Annotated in this window: 23 protein-coding genes; 4 read left to right on the top strand and 19 right to left on the bottom strand. The window is 65.8% G+C overall.

Features of this window, described 5'->3' with window-relative positions:
* The first annotated feature begins 85 nt into the window (after positions 1-85).
* Positions 86-955, top strand: a complete 870-nt coding sequence (locus tag DL238_RS15140) for a BadF/BadG/BcrA/BcrD ATPase family protein (protein WP_115493403.1) — start codon at positions 86-88, stop codon at positions 953-955.
* Here DL238_RS15140 and nagA read toward each other — a convergent pair.
* Together nagA and DL238_RS15130 are read right to left on the bottom strand one after the other, a co-directional pair.
* Positions 946-2,088, bottom strand: a complete 1,143-nt coding sequence (gene nagA, locus DL238_RS15135; protein WP_115493265.1) for an N-acetylglucosamine-6-phosphate deacetylase — start codon at positions 2,086-2,088, stop codon at positions 946-948. The genes DL238_RS15140 and nagA overlap by 10 nt on opposite strands.
* The gene (locus tag DL238_RS15130; protein ID WP_115493264.1) at positions 2,085-2,636 is read right to left on the bottom strand and encodes an SIS domain-containing protein; all 552 of its coding nucleotides are present in this window, start codon (positions 2,634-2,636) and stop codon (positions 2,085-2,087) included. The genes nagA and DL238_RS15130 overlap by 4 nt, the downstream gene beginning before the upstream one ends.
* A 71-nt stretch (positions 2,637-2,707) precedes the next feature.
* Here DL238_RS15130 and DL238_RS15125 point away from each other — a divergent pair, with 71 nt between their 5' ends.
* A complete protein-coding gene (locus DL238_RS15125; protein WP_115493263.1) occupies positions 2,708-3,589 on the top strand; it encodes an N-acetylmuramic acid 6-phosphate etherase in 882 nt (293 codons plus the stop codon).
* Positions 3,590-3,593: 4 nt separating this feature from the next.
* Here DL238_RS15125 and DL238_RS15120 read toward each other — a convergent pair whose 3' ends face one another.
* From DL238_RS15120 to DL238_RS15105, 4 genes are all read right to left on the bottom strand, one after another.
* Entirely contained in the window at positions 3,594-5,459 is a 1,866-nt protein-coding gene (locus DL238_RS15120; RefSeq protein WP_115493262.1) for an amidohydrolase family protein, read from the bottom strand.
* On the bottom strand, positions 5,456-7,513 hold the full coding sequence (locus DL238_RS15115; protein ID WP_115493261.1) for a S9 family peptidase: 2,058 nt from the start codon (positions 7,511-7,513) through the stop codon (positions 5,456-5,458). Before DL238_RS15115 ends, DL238_RS15120 begins: the two co-directional genes overlap by 4 nt.
* A gap of 100 nt (positions 7,514-7,613) precedes the next feature.
* A complete protein-coding gene (locus DL238_RS15110) occupies positions 7,614-8,627 on the bottom strand; it encodes a serine hydrolase domain-containing protein (protein WP_115493260.1) in 1,014 nt (337 codons plus the stop codon).
* Positions 8,624-10,027, bottom strand: coding sequence for an MFS transporter (locus DL238_RS15105; protein WP_115493402.1), 1,404 nt, complete (start codon positions 10,025-10,027; stop codon positions 8,624-8,626). Before DL238_RS15105 ends, DL238_RS15110 begins: the two co-directional genes overlap by 4 nt.
* Before the next feature lie 103 nt (positions 10,028-10,130).
* Between DL238_RS15105 and DL238_RS15100 the strand changes: the two genes are divergently transcribed.
* Positions 10,131-10,439 (top strand): hypothetical protein, encoded by a 309-nt coding sequence (locus DL238_RS15100; RefSeq protein ID WP_115493259.1) that lies wholly within the window; start codon positions 10,131-10,133, stop codon positions 10,437-10,439.
* A gap of 124 nt (positions 10,440-10,563) precedes the next feature.
* On the opposite strand, the gene DL238_RS15095 is transcribed toward DL238_RS15100, so the two are convergent.
* The 13 genes from DL238_RS15095 to DL238_RS15040 form a co-directional block, all read right to left on the bottom strand.
* The gene (locus tag DL238_RS15095) at positions 10,564-10,788 is read right to left on the bottom strand and encodes a helix-turn-helix transcriptional regulator (protein ID WP_147291033.1); all 225 of its coding nucleotides are present in this window, start codon (positions 10,786-10,788) and stop codon (positions 10,564-10,566) included.
* Positions 10,785-11,396, bottom strand: coding sequence for a J domain-containing protein (locus DL238_RS15090; RefSeq protein WP_115493257.1), 612 nt, complete (start codon positions 11,394-11,396; stop codon positions 10,785-10,787). Before DL238_RS15090 ends, DL238_RS15095 begins: the two co-directional genes overlap by 4 nt.
* Positions 11,393-12,580, bottom strand: coding sequence for an SANT/Myb-like DNA-binding domain-containing protein (locus tag DL238_RS15085; RefSeq protein WP_115493256.1), 1,188 nt, complete (start codon positions 12,578-12,580; stop codon positions 11,393-11,395). The genes DL238_RS15090 and DL238_RS15085 overlap by 4 nt, the downstream gene beginning before the upstream one ends.
* Positions 12,580-13,332 (bottom strand): DNA methyltransferase, encoded by a 753-nt coding sequence (locus tag DL238_RS15080; protein ID WP_234031131.1) that lies wholly within the window; start codon positions 13,330-13,332, stop codon positions 12,580-12,582. Before DL238_RS15080 ends, DL238_RS15085 begins: the two co-directional genes overlap by 1 nt.
* Positions 13,329-13,667, bottom strand: coding sequence for a hypothetical protein (locus tag DL238_RS15075; RefSeq protein WP_115493255.1), 339 nt, complete (start codon positions 13,665-13,667; stop codon positions 13,329-13,331). Before DL238_RS15075 ends, DL238_RS15080 begins: the two co-directional genes overlap by 4 nt.
* Complete coding sequence (locus DL238_RS15070; RefSeq protein ID WP_115493254.1) at positions 13,667-13,918, bottom strand: hypothetical protein; 252 nt, start codon at positions 13,916-13,918, stop codon at positions 13,667-13,669. The genes DL238_RS15075 and DL238_RS15070 overlap by 1 nt, the downstream gene beginning before the upstream one ends.
* Positions 13,918-14,322, bottom strand: coding sequence for a hypothetical protein (locus DL238_RS15065; protein ID WP_115493253.1), 405 nt, complete (start codon positions 14,320-14,322; stop codon positions 13,918-13,920). The genes DL238_RS15070 and DL238_RS15065 overlap by 1 nt, the downstream gene beginning before the upstream one ends.
* Positions 14,322-14,558 (bottom strand): DUF2312 domain-containing protein, encoded by a 237-nt coding sequence (locus tag DL238_RS15060; RefSeq protein WP_115493252.1) that lies wholly within the window; start codon positions 14,556-14,558, stop codon positions 14,322-14,324. The genes DL238_RS15065 and DL238_RS15060 overlap by 1 nt, the downstream gene beginning before the upstream one ends.
* Complete coding sequence (locus DL238_RS15055; protein ID WP_147291032.1) at positions 14,551-14,823, bottom strand: hypothetical protein; 273 nt, start codon at positions 14,821-14,823, stop codon at positions 14,551-14,553. Before DL238_RS15055 ends, DL238_RS15060 begins: the two co-directional genes overlap by 8 nt.
* Entirely contained in the window at positions 14,823-14,951 is a 129-nt protein-coding gene (locus tag DL238_RS16525; RefSeq protein WP_267897147.1) for a hypothetical protein, read from the bottom strand. The genes DL238_RS15055 and DL238_RS16525 overlap by 1 nt, the downstream gene beginning before the upstream one ends.
* Before the next feature lie 178 nt (positions 14,952-15,129).
* A complete protein-coding gene (locus DL238_RS15050) occupies positions 15,130-15,429 on the bottom strand; it encodes a RodZ family helix-turn-helix domain-containing protein (protein ID WP_147291031.1) in 300 nt (99 codons plus the stop codon).
* Between the two features lie 96 nt (positions 15,430-15,525).
* Positions 15,526-16,020, bottom strand: a complete 495-nt coding sequence (locus DL238_RS15045; protein WP_147291030.1) for a hypothetical protein — start codon at positions 16,018-16,020, stop codon at positions 15,526-15,528.
* Positions 16,021-16,261: 241 nt separating this feature from the next.
* Complete coding sequence (locus tag DL238_RS15040) at positions 16,262-16,519, bottom strand: transcriptional regulator (RefSeq protein ID WP_115493248.1); 258 nt, start codon at positions 16,517-16,519, stop codon at positions 16,262-16,264.
* Positions 16,520-16,663: 144 nt separating this feature from the next.
* Here DL238_RS15040 and DL238_RS15035 point away from each other — a divergent pair, with 144 nt between their 5' ends.
* Positions 16,664-17,293, top strand: coding sequence for an XRE family transcriptional regulator (locus tag DL238_RS15035; protein WP_181883977.1), 630 nt, complete (start codon positions 16,664-16,666; stop codon positions 17,291-17,293).
* The last annotated feature ends 13 nt before the right edge of the window (positions 17,294-17,306 follow it).

The raw sequence follows: 17,306 nt of genomic DNA, 5'->3' as shown, positions 1-17,306 counted from the left end.
AATGCCCTTGCCTCCATCGAATGGCGCGCTGCCGAGCCCATGCCGCTAAGAGAAGCGGGGACTCTGGCGGTTTTTTGGGACTATGATGGCGCGATATTATCTCGGTTTCGACGTCGGTGGCAGCAGGACGCGCGCGCGGCTGATCAATGCGGACGGAGCCGTAATCGGCACGGGCGAGGCGGGGCCCGGCAATACGCGCATGGGGATCGGCCGGGTCAAAAAGGTCCTGCTCGAGGCGGGTAGCGATGCCATCGCCGCCGCAGGGATCGAAGACGGCGCAATCGGCGAGATCGCGATGGGTGCGGGGATCGCCGGATTGTCGCGCGACGGGGCTTGCAGCGCGTTGGAAGCGGAGGATTTTCCCTATGCCAGCACCCTTTTCGCCACCGACGGGATGATCGCCAATCTGGGTGCCCATGGCGGGCAGGACGGTGCCATTCTGATTATCGGCACGGGCAGTTCGGCGCATGTTCTGCACGAGGGGAAAAGCTTCACCATCGGCGGATACGGCTTTCCCATTTCCGACGAAGGCAGCGGAGCCGCACTCGGCCTCAGCGCGATGCGCCACGCCTTACGCGCGCTCGACGGGCGGACCAAGCCCACTCCGCTCAGCAGCGCGATCACCGCCCGCTTCGGCCACGAGACCCCGCGCGCGATCGCCTGGATGGACGAGGCGCGGCCCGCCGATTATGCGAGCTTCGCGCCGCTGGTGATGGATTTCGCCGAAGCGAATGATGAGATCGCCCGCTCCATAGTCGAGGATGGGGCGCGCCATATCGAGCGGTTCATCGAGACGATCTTCGAACGCGGCGCAATTCGATGCGCGCTTGCCGGCGGGCTCGCGCCGCGCATGGAGCCGTGGCTGAAGGCGCGAACGGTGGCGCGGCTGGTGCCGGCACATGGCGACCCGGTGGACGGCGCCCTCTATCTCGCGGGATATCGCCCTCAGCCATAATCGTGGAGCCGTCCGGCGATCCAGACCCGGCGGACCCGAAGCGCATCATCGAGGTGGACCAGATCGGCGACCATGCCGGGCGCGATGGTTCCGCGCCGGGCACTCATGCGCAGGAACGACGCCGGATTGGCGCTTGCAAGGCGGCTTGCATCCGCGAGCGACAGACCAAGCATCCCGATCGCGTTGCGCAGCGCCAGATCCATCGTCAGCGCGCTTCCGGCGAGCTTGCCGTCGTCGCCCCGCAGAGCAGCATCCGCGACCATGATCGTCCGGCCCTGCAACTCGAACCGCGCCATGGCCGTGCCAGCTGGGGGCATCGCGTCGGTAACCAGCATTGCCCCATCGAGCCCGCGCGCCGCGAGCGCCACGCGCAGGCTGGCAGGATGCACGTGGTGGCCATCGACGATAATGCCGAACCGGCTCTTGCGATCTTCAAGCGCGGCGCCGACCATGCCCGGTTCGCGCGATCCGAAGGGCGTCATCGCGTTGAACAGGTGCGTGAACCCGTCGAGCCCTTCGTCGAGCGCGCGCTGCGTCGCCGCGTAATCGGCAGTCGAGTGGCCAGCGGCGACCAGCACTCCCGCTGCGCGCAGGCGTGGAATCGTCCCGGCTGGCACTGCCTCGGGGGCGAGAGTGACCAGTTTCACGCCTCGCGAAGGGCGAGCGAGCAGTTCGAGCTCCGCTTCCATCGGCGCGCGAACGAACCGATCGGCGTGAATGCCGCGCCGCTCCGTGCTGATGAACGGCCCCTCGACATGGATGCCGAGTATTCCCGGCACGCCCGCCGCGATGGCCGCATCGACGGCTTCGATCCCACATCGCAGAGTGTCGAAATCGTCGCTGATAAGGGTAGGAAGGAGGCCGCTCGTTCCATGGCGGCGATGGGCCTGCGCGATGGCGTCTATCGTTTCGACGGTCGGTGCGTCGTTGAACAGAACGCCGCCGCCGCCATTGACCTGAGTGTCGATGAAACCCGGGACGAGATAGCCGCCCTCCAGCTCGACACGCTTCGCGGACGGTTTGGCGCCAGAGCCGATCTCGCGGACAAGACCATTCTCGATCGCGACAGCCGCGCCATCCCGTAAGCCATCGGCGGTAACGATTTTTGCGCCAGAGAGGATGTGCGCGCTCATCGGGTGCGCGTGATTTTGGAAAGATGGGGCGGATGATCGGGATCGAGTCCGCGCCTGTGGGCGAGCGCCTCGACCAGGCGATAGAAGCTAAGGATCATGCCGGTCGCCTCGACCCCCGGATCGCGCGAGCGGATCGCGGGCAGGGAACAGGTATCCGCGCTTCCGGCCCACAGGATATGCGCGCCCGCTCGCGCAGCGATCCGAGCCGATCCAGGAAACCGTCCCGTGCAGCGTCGCCGGGAGGCGAAAGCGAAGACCGGATCGCCTTCGCCGATCAGCGCCATCGGTCCGTGCGCGACGTCGGCGCTGCTGAACGCCTCGGCATGGATCCGCGTGACCTCCTTCAACTTCTGCGCCGCCTCGAAGCTTGCCGCACGATCGGACGAGCCCTGCGCGATCGTGATGGCGAATGGAGGATCGAGCGCGCGGATGCGCCGTGCCGCTTCGCGCAGGGCGTCGCGGTTGCGGTCACGCTGCCAGGCTGCCCGCCGGGGCGCTTCGGCCGCTTCGCGCAGCATTTGCGATGATGCGGCGTGGGTCGCGCTCATAACCGCGACCTATGGGCGGGGCGCGGCGATATGGCTTGGCAAGCTGGCGGCGCAGGCGATACGCCCCGATCATGAGCACCGAGAGTATCGACCCCAACCTTCAGGAGATCGACCGCTGGCCGCTGGATAAGGCGGTCGCCACGATCCTCGACGGACAGGCCCATGCCGTGGCGGCGGTCGCGCGTGTGAGCGACGCGATCGCAAAGGCGGCCAAGGAGGCGGCGGCGCGCCTCGGCGCCAGCGGCCGGATCGCCTATGCCGGGGCGGGCACGTCGGGCCGGATCGGCGTGCAGGATGGCGTCGAACTCACGCCGACCTTCGGGTGGCCCGAAGAACGCCTCGCCTTCTTCCTTGCCGGAGGGTCCGATGCGATGATGCGCGCGGTCGAAGGTGCGGAGGACGACGAGGCCGCCGGAAGAGCGGCGGTGCGCGAAGCGGCGCTGGGGCAGTCGGATGTGCTGATCGGGATCGCCGCCAGCGGACATACGCCCTTCACCATCGGCGCCGTCCGGGAAGCGCGCGCGGGCGGGGTGCTGACCATTTCCGTCGCCAACAATCCGGGCAGCCCGCTGCTGGAAGCCGGCGAACACGCCATCCTGCTCGATACGGGAGCGGAAGCGATTGCGGGATCCACTCGCCTGGGCGCCGGAACCGCGCAGAAGGCCGCGCTCAACGCTCTGTCGACCGCGATCATGCTTGAGCTCGGCCTCGTTTACCGAGGTCTGATGGTCAACATGCGGATCAGCAATGCGAAGCTGGAGAGGCGTGCGGTCGCGATGATCGAGAGGGTCGCGGGAGTCGCACAAAGCACGGCTCGCAGGGCTCTCGCTCTCGCCGAGGGCGATATCCGCCTGGCGGTCCTCCTCGCGCTCGGCCACGAAGCGAACGCGGCGGCGCAAGCCCTCACGAGCGGCGAGCGTTTCGATGCGCTGGTCGAGCGTCTGCGCGGCTAGGCGGTCAGTAGAAGCGCACATCGTCCAGTTCCAGCCAGCCGCGCCCGCCCGGCTCGCCCGTCAGTTCGAAACGCAGCGCGCGCAGCCTTTCAAGGTCGAGTTGCGCATCCGCGTTGCTCGTGAACGCGGAGAAGGGCAGGCGAATTTCGCGCATTTTCGAACCCGCATCGAAATTCTGCTGGAACCAGTCCGAGTCGTCGAGGCCATAGCTTTCCAGGCGCAGGCGGTATGTCCCGGCCCCCCGCGCCTTGAAGGCGATGCCCGCAAACCGGCTCGCATCGGCGGGCAGCACCGCGCCCTTCGTGAGCGGGAGGACCAGTTGTGCGAAGGGACGGGCGCTCGCGCCGAAGCTTGCGAGGCTGAAGATCGGCTGCGCGCCGTCAGGTCCGTGGCGATGGACGAAAGCGATATCGCTGTGGTCGCTGCCCGCATCGGTGGAATCGACCGGCAAGGTGTCGAGGTCGGTCCGTCCGTCGCTGCGTGCACCCGTCAGGATAGGCCCCGTCATCGACACGGTGGGAAGGGGTGTCATCGCTGGATTGCTCGCGCGAGCGCGCAGTTCTTTGAGCGGCACCTCGCTGCCCGCCTTCCAGACGCGCGCGATCTTCCACAGGTCGGTAATCTCCTCGTCCGGGCGACCATCCACGAGCACGAGATCTGCGCGCATTCCGACGGCGATCGTGCCGTGACGGTCGGCCTGACCCATAATTTCGGCACTGGTGCGGGTCGCTGCGATCAGCGCTTCGGCAGGCGTCAGACCGAGTTGGACCAGCCAGCCGATCTCGCGAATGGCGGCGCTGCCGTGATAGACGCCGCCAATCCCCGCATCCGTCCCCACGCCGATGGGGATATTCGCGGCGTGCATCGCCTTGAGATTGGCCTTGAGAACCTCCCACCGCGCGGTGACCTCCGGTTCGACGACACGATTGCCGCGCGCCGCCCGGGCTGCCTCGCGCGCCAGTTCGGGAGAGGACAGGACGCTTTTCTCCCCATCCGTCATCTGGCGTATATCGCCCGGCTCGTAGACGACCAAAGTCGAGACATAACCCGTTCCCCTGTCGCGCATCAGGGCGATCGCCTCGTCGTCCACCCGGACGTCTCCGATCCCGTGGACCACCGCATCGACCCCCGCCGCCGCGGCCACCTTCGCGCCTTCGAGCGTGACGGTGTGTGTCACCACCGGGATGCCGCGCGCATGGGCATCCGCGACAATTGCCGTGAGCGTGCCGACATTCATGGAATTGAGATCCGGACCACGATCGTATCGCCAGCCATCGGCGAACACTTTGACCACGTCGGGCCGATACGGCAGGGCCCGCGTCATCGCGAGATGAGCTGCACGCGGACTGGCGGCCTTCATCGTGAAGAAGTCCCCCCAGCCATATTCCGTGCCGTGCCCGCCCGGCACGCCCGCGCGGATCGCAAGATTGAGATGCGGTGCCCAGATCGCGTCGGGCCCGGTGGTGATGGCGCGGATCGGCTGGAGCATTTCCGCCGAAAGCGAATAATCGTTCACCATGGTCACGCCGTTCACCAGATAGCCCGCCCAGGCTTTCGCCATGTCTTCGGGGGCGGAATAGGCGGGAGAGCGCAGATGGGTATGGAGGTCATGCAGCCCGGGAATCAGAGTGCGCCCCTTCGCATCGACCACCACCGAACCACGCGGGTGGCGGATGCGCGGGGCGATCTCGGCGATGGTGCCGCCCCTTATCAGGACATCCCCGCGAAAAGCGGGCGCGCCGGTGGCATCGAAGATCCGGGCGTTGCGGATCAGCGTCGCCCGTTCCTGCTGGGCGCTGGCAGGCGGGCCCGCAAAGGCGACGGCCAAGGAGGCCAATGCGGCAAGCAGGGCGACGAGAGTGCGGATCATCGTGCCTGCTCCAGCGTGCGATCGAAAAAGTCCCCGGTCGCCTCCAGCGATTCGAGCCAGCTTTCATAGCGGAAGAAATCGTGGCGTTCGTTGGGTATCGCGAGTTCCTCGAACGGTACCCCGCGCGCGGTCAATTCGCGCGCCAGCAGGAGCGACTGGCGATAATCGACGTTCTGATCGTCATCGCCGTGGATCAGCAGGACGGGTGAACGCCAGTCCTCGATCGCGCCCATGGGTGAGCTCTCCCATTGCAGCTGCTGAATCGCCAGGGCTTCGTCGGGCGCGTAGGTGTCGGGCACCGGGCGGACCATCGCGTGCACGCCATGAAGATCGACTCCCGCCCCGAACAGATCGCTATCGCGCGCGAGCGCGAGGGCAGCGAGATATCCGCCCCAGCTCCCGCCCCAGATCCCGATGCGCGCCGGATCGACGCCGGGCCGTGCCGCCAGCCAGCGCGCGCCTGCAAGAATGTCTTGATATTCCGAAGCGCCCTCCCGCCCCGTGCCGGGCGCTTCGCGGAAGGCGCGGCCGTAATTCGTGCCGCTGCGGAAATTGACCGAAAGAACGTCATAGCCCTGGGCCGCGAATTCCTGATTCCGGATATAGGTGTTGTGATAATAGAAAATCGGGTGGAAGCCTGCGATCATCTGACGGCGCGGACCTCCATGGGCGAAGATCAGCGCCGGGCGGGGGCCTTCGCCGACGCCGCGAAAATACTGGCCGTGGACGCTTGTGCCGTCCTCCGCCGTGAAGCGGACCGTCTGGGGCCCGGGATAGGCCGCGACGCTCGGTTTCGGGCCGAGCGCTTCCATCGTGTCGATCAGCACCATATGCGCGGGCGATCGCGCGTCGGTCAGCGTCGCTGCGAGGCGAGTTCCGCCGAAAACCGGGAAAAAGGCGAATTGCCCATCATCGGTAAGCCGCCGGTCCGCGCCGCTGGCGATATCGACCTGCCAGAGTGTGCGGCTGTCGAGATCGCCGGGATTGGCGGAATAGACAACCCCCCGCCCGTCCGGCGTGGGCACGAAATTCTCGACCTCGTTGGCGTCCGGCGTCAGATCGTGCGCAGGCCCACCCGTGGCGGGCACCGCCATGACATGAAGCCAGCCGCTCCCCTCGTGGGGAAAGAGCAGATGGCCCGAGGCCGTCCAGAAGAGATTGCGTCCTCGCGTCCCGTAATATTGCCCGCCTTCGCCTTCCGGCGCCGACCATACGGTGCGAACATCCCCCGTCGCTAGATCCGCCACGCGCACCGACCAGAAGGATCCGCGGCTGTCATCGAAACGGGCGGGGGCATCGCGGAACTGAATGAAGGCAACCGCCTGGCCGTCAGGTGAAAAGGCGGGATCGCTCGAATGGCCAAGTGTCGCGCCGAGATAGTGCAAGCTTGCCCGAGCGATGTCGACCACCCCGACAATGCTGTGGCCTGAACGCAATTCGCGAAACAGGATGCGCGTCCCATCGGGCGACCAGCTGAAATCGCCTGCATTACCGCGCAGATCCGCGACGCGGCGCGCCTCGTCCTCTCCGGTCGATACCATGATCGTTCCGCTCCGTACGAAGAGGAGCGAGCGTCCGTCGGGCGAGAACGAGGGGTCGTGCCCTCTACCGATCGCGCGCGGCGCTGCGCCGCTGGCGAGATTGGCGAGATAGACCGTCTGGTCGGGCGCTTCCACGGCCTGTCCGGTGTTGGGCGAGTGATCGTCGGCGAAGGAAGCGTCGCCGCCACGAACGAACGCGAGCTTCGTCCCATCGGGCGACAAAGCGAGGCCGTAAATCTCGATCCCGTCGTCGGCGCCATAATCGGTCAGTCTGCGCGCGGTCTCTCCCGCGCGTGCCACCATGACATTGCGCACGCCGCGCGCGTTTTTGACCCAGGCGAATACCGGCGCATCGGCGGCTCCTGCGAGGCCAGAGGCGAAGGGGAGCGCCAAGCGCTCCGCCAGATTCTCGGAGCTTGCGACATCCGTTACCGGCGGGAATCGATCCTCCTGCGCGAGCGAGGGCGACTGGAGCAACACCAGCGTGGCGAAAAGGAGGGTGAGGAACCGCATGAGACCTTGCCTAAAGGGGTGAGCACTCCGGTGACAAGCGCCGCGATTTCCTTTCATGCGGTCAGGTTATGGACGCCCGAACATGGCGCATGAGCGCACTCTAATTCGCGGCTTCCCAGGCTTCGATGACGCTGCGACCGATCTCGGGCCGCAATTCGTAGATCGCGCGGTCGCGATGGCGTGTCGGATGGACGCGATTGGTAAGGAGCGTCCACGCCATCCCGCGCTCGAAATCCACCCACAACCCGGTTCCCGTAAATCCTGTGTGTCCGATCGTGGTGCGCGAACAGGCTTCTCCCCCGGACCAGCCACCATAAGGCAGCTCCCATCCATGCGTCCGGTGATGGAATTGCGACGTTCGGATGAGCCGCATCGAGGCAGGCGACAGCACCTCGCCTGCCATCAAGGCGCGCGCGAACCCAAGCACGCCGTCTACCGTGCCGAAGAGGCCCGCGTGGCCCGGCGCGCCACCAAGGGCTGCGGCGTTCTCGTCATGCACCTCTCCCTTCAGCATGCGATTGCGCCAGGTACAGAATTCGGTTGCGACCGCCGGGCCGGGCGGCGGGCCGTAGGAGAGGCCCTTGCCGAGCGGCCAGCCGGACAGCGGCTTGCCGGTAATCCGCTCGACCGCGATCCCGAGCAGGATGAAATTGATATCGGAATAGACCGGTGCGCCGTGCGTCCATTGGCGCTGGAGCACGAAGGCGCGCATTCGCAGCGGATCGTCGCCATAGGTATAGATCGGGAAGACCGCAGGCAGAAAGGTCTGATGGGCGAGGCACTGACGGAAGGTAATCCGCCGCTCGGACGCGTGTTCGACATCGTATTGGCGCAGATCGGGTATCGCGCTCGTCAGCGGTGCGTCGAGATCGAGCCGTCCTTCCTCGGCCAGTTTGAGAACCATCGTGGTGGTGCCGATGACCTTCGATACCGATGCGAGATCGAACCAGTGCTCTCGCGTCAGTTCCTCGTGGTCCGGCTCTATCGTCGCATCCCCGTGGTAGGATACCGCGCTGGTACCATCCCGGGCGATGATGCCCAGGGCCGCGCAGGGCATACGCCCTTCCTCGATCATGCGGCGAGCGGGGGCGAACGCGCGTTCTATATCGATCATGCGGCCTCCTGGGGCCCGGCGCTGTTTCCTCGCGATCGGATGCGCGCGAGAAAGGGAAGAAAGACGATCGCGGCGATACTGGCCGCGCCGGTCAGGATGAAGAAGCCGTCATAGCCGATCGCCTGCTGCATTTCTCCCGATGCGCCCGCCAGCAATCGTGCGAGCAGAAAGGCGAAGCCGGAGAGAAAGGCGTATTGCGCCGCCGGGAAACGCGGATTGACCAGCATGGAGAGATACACCACGAAGACCGCGCCCGCGAGCCCATTGCCAAACTGATCGACAGCCACGCTGGTGTAGAGCACCCAGCCGTCGGCCGGCCGCAACCACAACCAGACATACACCCAATTCCCCAGCGCGGCGACCAGTGCGCCCGCCGCGAGCGCCCATGACAGGCGCCATTTCGCCGCCATCCAGCTGCCCAGCGCCACACCCACCATGCTCGCAGGCAGAGCGACCGCGCCATCGGCAATCCCGATCTGGTCTAGCGAATAGCCACGCGCGTCCCACATCGGATGGGACAGGGTGAGCGCGAGCACGTCTCCCACCCGGTAAAGCGAGACGAAGCCGAGCACGACCAGCGTGGCGAAACCGTAGCGCCAGAAGATATCGACGAAGGGGCCGAGGGTCGTCGAGCGCAGAAGGGCCGCATCGCTCGGCAGTCGTTTGATCCGCGGCAGGGCAATGGCGAGCAGCGCGAAGGGAGCAAGAGCGATTGCGATCACCGCGGGCGTCAGGTTCGTATCGGAATCGATGCCCGCACCGGCCAGCATGGTGAGGGCCATCCAGCCGGGGATGGCGACGATCGCACAGGATGCAGTGAGGATCACTGTTCCGATCGCCACGCCGTTCAGAAGCGCTGCACCGCGACCACCATCGGTTCCGGGCTCGCGGCGCGTCAGGGCGAGGACCGGAAAGGGCGCGAAAGCGGCCAGAGCGATCGCGAGATAGGCAAACGTCCAGTCCGCGCGCGCAGCGATAAGCACCGCGCCACTGCCCGCCGCCACCATCGCGCTGCGATAGCCCCACAGATTGGCCGCCACGATCGGCGCCTGCGATTCCTGGGTCGGCGCAAGCTCGATACGCCAGCCATCGGCGGCGACTTCCAGCGTCGTGGTCCAGAAGGCGAGCAGGATCGCGAACAATGCGACGAGTGGCAAGTGGGTGTCGGCGCTGGTGAAAGCCATGCCCACCATGCTTGCAAAAATGCCGAGCTGGGACAGCATGATCCAGCCGCGCCGCTTGCCCCAGAACCGCGAAAAGCCCGGCACCGAGAATCGATCGAGCAGTGGCGACCAGAGGAACTTGAAAGTCGGCAACAATGCCACCCAGGCGAAATAGCCGATGGTGACGATATCAACGCCGTGCCGCGCCAGCCGCAACAGCAGGACGGCGTTGAACATGAAGAAGGGTAGGCCGGCCGAAAAGCCGAGAAGCAGATAAAGCGGCAAAATCCGCCCAGCCGCAAATCCGGGCCGACTTTCGCCTTCGCTTGTCCAGTCCAAGATGTGCGCTCCCGAGGCCTACAGATCCATTGGCAGGCAAGCGCCAGATTTTGTCAATCACGATGCCGCCCATGCCGAGCTTGCGATAGATCAAGGCTATATGTGCGAACGGGGAGAAGTCTGCGTAGCTCTCGAGACACTAGAGGTCGGGCATATCCACGCCTTCTTCTTCGGCGCTCAGCAAACGATCTCCGGCCACGGAAGCTTGGGACTGAGTTTCGCCGAGAACCATTCCGACATCGTGATTGGCACCATACGGCAGGCGTTGGAAATATCGCTGCGCCCAGCCTTCGGCATCGCCGGCCGATAACGCATATGCTTCTTTTAAGGCTATATGGCTGGGGTGGCAGGATATGGCGCGCAGTCATTAGTTGCTCACTTTATTGAGTTTTTTCGGTTCTTGGAATTTCGAGGCCCCCATGGTGGCCCCGCGTTCATGCGGCTTGAGAGCAAAGCTCCCGCTTGAGCGCGCGCACGTCACGCTCGAACCAGACCTTTCGGTTGCCGAAGATCTTCGTGCCTTCGGGCAGTTCTCCGCGTTCGATGATTCGGTAGATCGAAGCGCGGTGCAGTGTCAGCTCGTCTGCAAGGTCGGCCATCGAGAACCAGCGGTCTTCGGCGCGCTCCTGCACTTCCTCGCGACTGAGAGTTCGTTTCATCGCCGCTTGCCTTCCTCGCGCGCCTGATTGAGGCGCGCCATCGCCGCCTGGCTGCCACCCTCCCGGTCGGGGTGGGCGTCCTTCGCCTTCGCGCGATAGGCGCGATCGATCTCGTCTGCGGTTGCGTGCTGGCTGACGCCGAGAACTTGCCACCATTGCTCGGGCGCGGGCAGTGCAATGTGCCCGGCGAAAGCCTGCTTCATGTCGGCGACGCCCCAGCGCTCCTGTCCGCGCAGCGCTTCGATGTGCGCCGCGATCGCGGCAATGTTGTCCTCGATCCGATCGAACCGATCACAGGCCAGTGCGTGAGGCTCGCCATCGAGCTCGAAGAAAAAGGCCACCGCCTGGTCGAGCGGTCGGCGACGATCGCGGCGCGGGCGGCCGTCAGCGCGCAGCTCGAAATTGGTCGAGAGCGTAAGCTCGGTCGCTCTCCATTGCTGGCCCGGCTTGGTGATCGCGCCGACCTGCTCGCCAAGGCGCGCAACCGCCTGGTCGAAATTCAGCCGAGACCCGCCGCTTTTCCAGAGGGCCTGCTTATGGCCGCCCTCCTTCTTGCGGCCGATCGGCCAGTCGACGGGGTGGGCGAACGAGATCTGTGGCGCGTTCATGCGAGCTCTCCGATGAGGGGCGCGAGGTGTGGGCGGTTGAGGGACGGGGCGAGGCCGATCTCGCCGCGCTGGATGCGGGCGAGCTGTTCCTCGAATGTCTTGGGGCCGCGCGCTTCGGCGGCGATTTCCGCGCGTCGGCTGGCGCGCCACTTCTCGCGCGCGGCTTCGAACGGCATCGAGCGTAGGAGATCGCGGAAAGCAGCGTAGCCGGTCAGCCCACGCGGGGGCCAAGTGGGGTCTTGCCGGGCAGCCCCGCGCACAGCGCGTTGGAGGTCTGGCCGGGGCAGCGCGAACCCCTGGGCCATCATTTCGTCGCGCAGCTGATCGCGGAGTTCGTACGCGCTGCAGGTACCGATCGCGGCCTGGTACGCTGCGCTGCGCACCGGCACCCGATCGAGCAGAAGCCCGCGGAAGGCTGTGACCTGGGCCGGATGGACGTGGGCTGCGCTGTCCTTCACCTCGATACGGCGTCCGTGGCGGTCGCAACCGGGCAGTGTTTCGCCCTTCCGTGCGAGGCGGCGGATCAGGCGGTTGCGGATCCGCTTGCAGCTGCTGATCTCCACCCCGGCCTGCGCCGAGGCGCGGGCCGTGCCGAAGCCATCGAGAAGCAATCCCTCGACCTCGCGCACCTTTGCGCGCGGCAGCTTTCGGCCGGAATAGTCCTCGCCCCCACCCGGCTGCGGCAACGGCGCCTTTCCGCGCGCTTCGAGATTGTCCCGGTATCGACGTCGCTGCTCGGCGACGCAGCTGGCGGACACGCCCAGGCGCAACTGGATGTCGACGCCCTTCAGCCCCTTTCGCAGCGCTAGGCGGACCCGCTCGCGTCCTTCGAAGGTGAGGTTGCCGTGTTCGTCGCGCTGGGCTGGAGTGAAGCCCTTGCGCGGACACAGCGCGATGAGGACCGCGTTGCAGGCGCTTGCCTCTGCCACGCCAAACTTCGCGCCGATGCGAGCAAAGGACCAGTTCTCTTCCTCGCGCAGGCGGATCGCATCTTCGAGATCCGCGCCCGCGAGTTTCGGCCGGGGCGCATCGACCATCTTGCCGCACCCGATATCGAGCTTGAACGCCTTCTGGTGGATCGACTTTGCCGAGCGGCCGGGAAGGTGGCGCACGCAGTCTGCGCCGAGCGTAGGATAATGCTCGCGCAGGATCTCGATTTCCGATGGCGACCAGCGGACGGGCATCAGAGGCGCGCGCCTTCGTCTACGGCTTCGGAGATGCGAGTGACGGCGGCTTCGAACCACCTTGGATCGCGCTCTATACCGTAGAAGCGCTTGCCCGCCTTGACCGCAGCGACGCCGGTCGAGCCGGTGCCCATGAAGGGATCGCAGATGGTTTCGCCTGCGACGTTGGCCATGATCTTGTCCATGACCGTGGTTGGCTTGATAGTGGGATGACCGAAGCGTTTCTTCGTAACGCGGCAGGCGCGCGCGACGATGAATCGACGTTTGTCGATCAATTCGCCTTGAGGGTGGTACCCTACGTTCCAAGCATGGACATAGGGCTCCGCGTCGGGCCGATAATGCTTGTTCGCGACCGGCATGGGGTTGGCCTTCACCCATGCGCAGACCGCGTAGCGATCGAACTGCCCATCGACGTGATGCAAGAGCTTGGCCAGCTGATCGTTGTGGCAGAAGCTCACCACTGCGCCGCATTGAAGGGGGTTGATGATCGACAGGTCGAAACCCTTATCGATCCCCGCTTCGGCGACCTCGTCCATGCTCCTGCGCTCTTTGCGAAAACGCCCGCCGCCGGCAGTTCGGATTACGTAAGGAGGATCCATAACGTCGGCGTCCATCCATCGAAGCGTCGGGCGGATGGTGTAAGCATCGCCCAGGAATAGCGTCGCAGCGACCTCGGCCCCGCGCATGATCTGCACGGCAGACAGGCTGGCGCCCGACGCGAGGTCGATGCCGAGAGCTTCCGGGGCGTTCACTCGCCACACTCCGCTTCGATCAGCGCGCACCACCAAAGGACGAGCGCGATCCGGTCGTCCTGGGCGGGACCGGTCAGGCCAGCGGAATAGACGCGGCCGACGGCAACCATCAGCGTGCGCTCAACGTCGTTCTCGGGCGGGATCTGGTGAAAGCGTAGGAGCGTGTCCTGGGCGAAGCGGCACATCGCGCCATGATCGAAGGTCGAGGCGCGCGCTGCCGCGCGGCGAGCACGCAGCTCCGCCAGATCGCGCTCTTCGCGCCGGTCCATCGGCTGGATGCTGGAGGCAGGGGGCTTGCAGCCCCGCCGGCAGCGGAAGAGACGAAGCGCAATCATCAGACCGGCCTCCGCATGGTCTGCCATTCCACAAAGCGGGCCGCGTGCTCGGGGCACAGATCCTTTTCGGGTGCTGGGCTGATGGAGCAGTCGGCGCAGATCGGGCGATCGCAGGTGCCCGAGCGTTTGCGCCGGACCTTCCAGTCGCACAGCAGCGTGGCCGGCGCGCCGCAGGCGCAGCGCTGGCGGTTCGTGCGACCGCACACGATGGCCGAGCCGCTGCCGGGGAGGGAAACGTGCTGGCAGGCCATCAGTAGAAGTTCCAGTCGCCGTGGTCGCGACAGTCTTCGCAGTTGTCGGCCTGGAACGAATTGACTGTGTAGACCGTGCACTCGTTGCGGAGCAGGCGGCCCGCTACGTTATAGACGAGGCGAGTGGCGTAGATCGGATCGACATCGGGATCGAACGAGCGCCCGCAGCCTTCGCAGACCCGCGAGCCCGCCTTAACCGCGATGACCGTATGCCAGTCCACGTGGCGCGCCTCGACCTCGCGCCGAAGCTCGAAGCGCTCGTCGACGATCTCGACCTGCCCTTCGTAGCGATGTCGGCATTCGTAGACGTCCGGTCGTCGCTCGAACCCGTGCGTGTCGAGGAAAGTCTCGAGAGGCCAGGCGACGCCTTCGGCGCGCACGAGGGGATGTGCAAGCGCCAGCATCAGCCGAGCCCTAGCGCCGCTTTGTAGGTTTCGAGGATCGTCTCCATTTCGGAGCGATCATCTGGCTTCATCGCGCGCAAGCGCACGACGGAGCGCATGATCTTGGGATCGTAGCCGACGGCCTTCGCCTCGGCGTAGACGTCGCGGATATCGTCCGCGATGCCCTTCTTCTCTTCCTCGAGCCGCTCGATCCGTTCGATCAGCAGGCGCAAGCGATCATCGGTGGCCTCAGCCATCACAAAGCTCCTTTCCGATGGTTTGTCCGTGGGCGAAATCGCCGAAGATGTCGGTGTCGCGCTCGAAGAGCTGGTTGCTGTCGAGCATGAAGCGCACCGTCCTTGCGGCGGCGGGGCGGCCGGTGTTCTGCCAAAACATTTGCCCGGCAGAATCGCGGACGATGAAGTCGCCCTTCGCCAAGCGTTGGCGGTAGCGTTCCGCTGCACGAGCGATTGTCTTGCTCGGTGCGGTCATGGCTTCTTGTCGCTGGGGGGGGGTGGTCATCACAGGGCTCCGTTCATGGCGAGGCCGTGGGCGAAGCGCTCGATCCCGTGGAGGACGAGGAAAACACCGACGAAGGTGGCGAGGAATGCGATCGCATTCTCGGCGAAGGCGAGCAGGCGGGCGGTCATCGCGCGGTCCCCGCTTGCCGGGGCAGCGCCCGCGGGCGCCGCACTTGCGGAAGAGCGATCGGGGCGTCCGCGCAGGGATCGCACAGGCGACGCCACCCGACACCGTTGGTGAAGGTGTTGGCGACGCGGCCGGTCGAATTGCAGCCGTCGCAGCGATGCCTTCCGGCTAGCGCCACAGTCATGCCGCGATCCTCGTCGGCAGATCGTCGAACGCGGGATCCGCCGTGCTCGCCATGCGGCCCAGAAGGATCGCCCGATCGAAGGCGAAGGGCTGGTGGGCATGGAGCGTGTCGATCAGTTGGGCGTAATCGCCGGGCTGATCCTGCTCGAGCGCGCGGAGATTGCGCGCGGTGTAGCGATGCTCTCCGTTCGCGGAGATCTTCGCGGCGACCTGAGCGATCGAGAGCTCGGCGCGCTGTCGGCAGGATCGCATATAGCGGCCTGGGCTGTGGTCGGGGGGCAGAGTTGGTTTCGACACGGGGCTATTCCTTCGGACAAAGGGAGGGCGCGTCCGGAAGCGGGTCCGGCGAGCTACGGGGCGGTACGGGGATTTACGGAGGGCTAGCCGCGGCGATCAGGGCGGCGCGCGCGCCTCGTTCTCGTCCACGGCGTGGAGGGGATTGTCGGGATCGAGCGCGGCGATAACAGGCTTCATGGCCTCGACCGCCTCGACCAGCTCGCGGAACGCCTCTCGCTGCTCGAGCGGCCCGGCGCCGGGCTGGCAGGCGCGGATCAGGGCCGCGCTGGCCTCGCCGCTTTCGCGCACGACCTGCTCGGTCTTCTCGAGCAGGCCGAAGCGATGCGCGAAGCGGGCGAGCTGGCCCATTTCGACGCGCAGGAGGAAGTGTTCGGCCAGGGGCGAGCCTTCGCCACCCGCCGCCTGGAAAGCAATGTCGAGGGCGATCGCATCGTCGAAGCAGAGCCGCTCGCGCCGATCAGGGTCGCCGCAGGCGCGCAAGTAGCTTTCCGATCGGTTGGTCGCCTTCTCGGCGTCCTTGTAGCCTTGGGGCAGCTGGCCGACGATCCGGGCCAGCGCCTGATCGGTAGTGAGGGGCGCGCGGACCTTCATCGCCGGCCCCCTTCTGAAGAAGCTGCGGCCTGCGCGGGAGGTGGACTGATCGCGCATTTGCCCGGCTGTTCGCACGCGGGCCCAGCCAGTAGCCCGGGGAGGTTGCGAAGCAGGCGGGGCGGGGGGCCGTGACGCCCCGGGACAGTAGTCAGGTCTTGTCGAGGTGCTGGAGCCGCTGTCGCCGATCCCAGCAGACGCGGATCGCGCGCTTCGGCATGGTCGCAGGCGATGATCAAGCCTATCATGCCGCGATCCCTTCGGAGGAATTGTCCGAGCCAGTTTCGGCCGACGCATCCTCGCGCGGGTAGAGATCGGGGCGAAGGTCGTGGCGGGAGACACCAGTGGCTTCCTCCACCTTCAGGACATGCTCGGCCGGAAGATGCTTCTTGAGATCGACCCAGCGCCAGACCGACGCCTGCGACACGCCGATCAGGCGGCCCATAGCGGACTGTCCGCCGATTAGATCGACGGCGTGGGCGAGAGCTTCAGGCGGTGACATCGCGGGGGCCTTTGCGATGCGGGGCGAGAGAGATTGTGTCCGTCATGATTCGAAGAGCTACACATACGCGTTTAACACGTCAATATATAAATGTGTCGGCCGCGCCTACAGTTTTGTGTGTAGATAGGGCCAATGGGCGTAGGCGTGAGAATCGAGGAGCTGCTCGCGGCGAAAGGGTTGAGCCAGTCTGAGCTCGCCCGCCGAGTAGGAGTTTCCCAGCACTCGATCTGGCACCTTATCAACAAGGGCAAGACAGGCTCGCGCCACATCACAAAGATCGCGCGCGAACTCGAAACGAGCGTCGCCTACCTGGAAGGCGAAACCGACGATCCCGAAGCTGACGCACCGCTGCCGGGCGCTCCGCGCGAAAATATGGTCGAAGTGGCGATGGTCGATCTCGCCTATGGGATGGGCGGGACTTTCCTTTCCGAGCATCCCGATTCGCGGATGGAAGAATTCCCGCTGTCGTTCCTGCGCAATTTCACCAAGGCCGATCCGGGCCAGCTGATGATCGCCGAAGGCGTGGGCGACAGCATGGCGCCGACGATCGGGCCGAGCGACCTTGTGCTGATCGATCGCGGGCAGAACAACCTGAATATCGACGACCGGATCTGGGCGTGCGCGATCGGCGAGATCGGCATGATCAAGCGGCTGCGCGTGCGCGGCGACACGGTGACGCTGCTGTCCGACAACGCGAACGTGCCCGAGGATCGCGCTGCCGATGGCGAGCTGCACCTGATCGGTCGCGTGGTTGGGAAGTTCTCGCGGTTATGAGCACGATCTAGGG

The organism is Alteriqipengyuania lutimaris, assembly GCF_003363135.1.
Lineage (GTDB): Bacteria > Pseudomonadota > Alphaproteobacteria > Sphingomonadales > Sphingomonadaceae > Alteriqipengyuania > Alteriqipengyuania lutimaris.
Note: the sequence above shows the minus strand (reverse complement) of the source record. Positions and strands in the feature narration are given on the sequence as shown.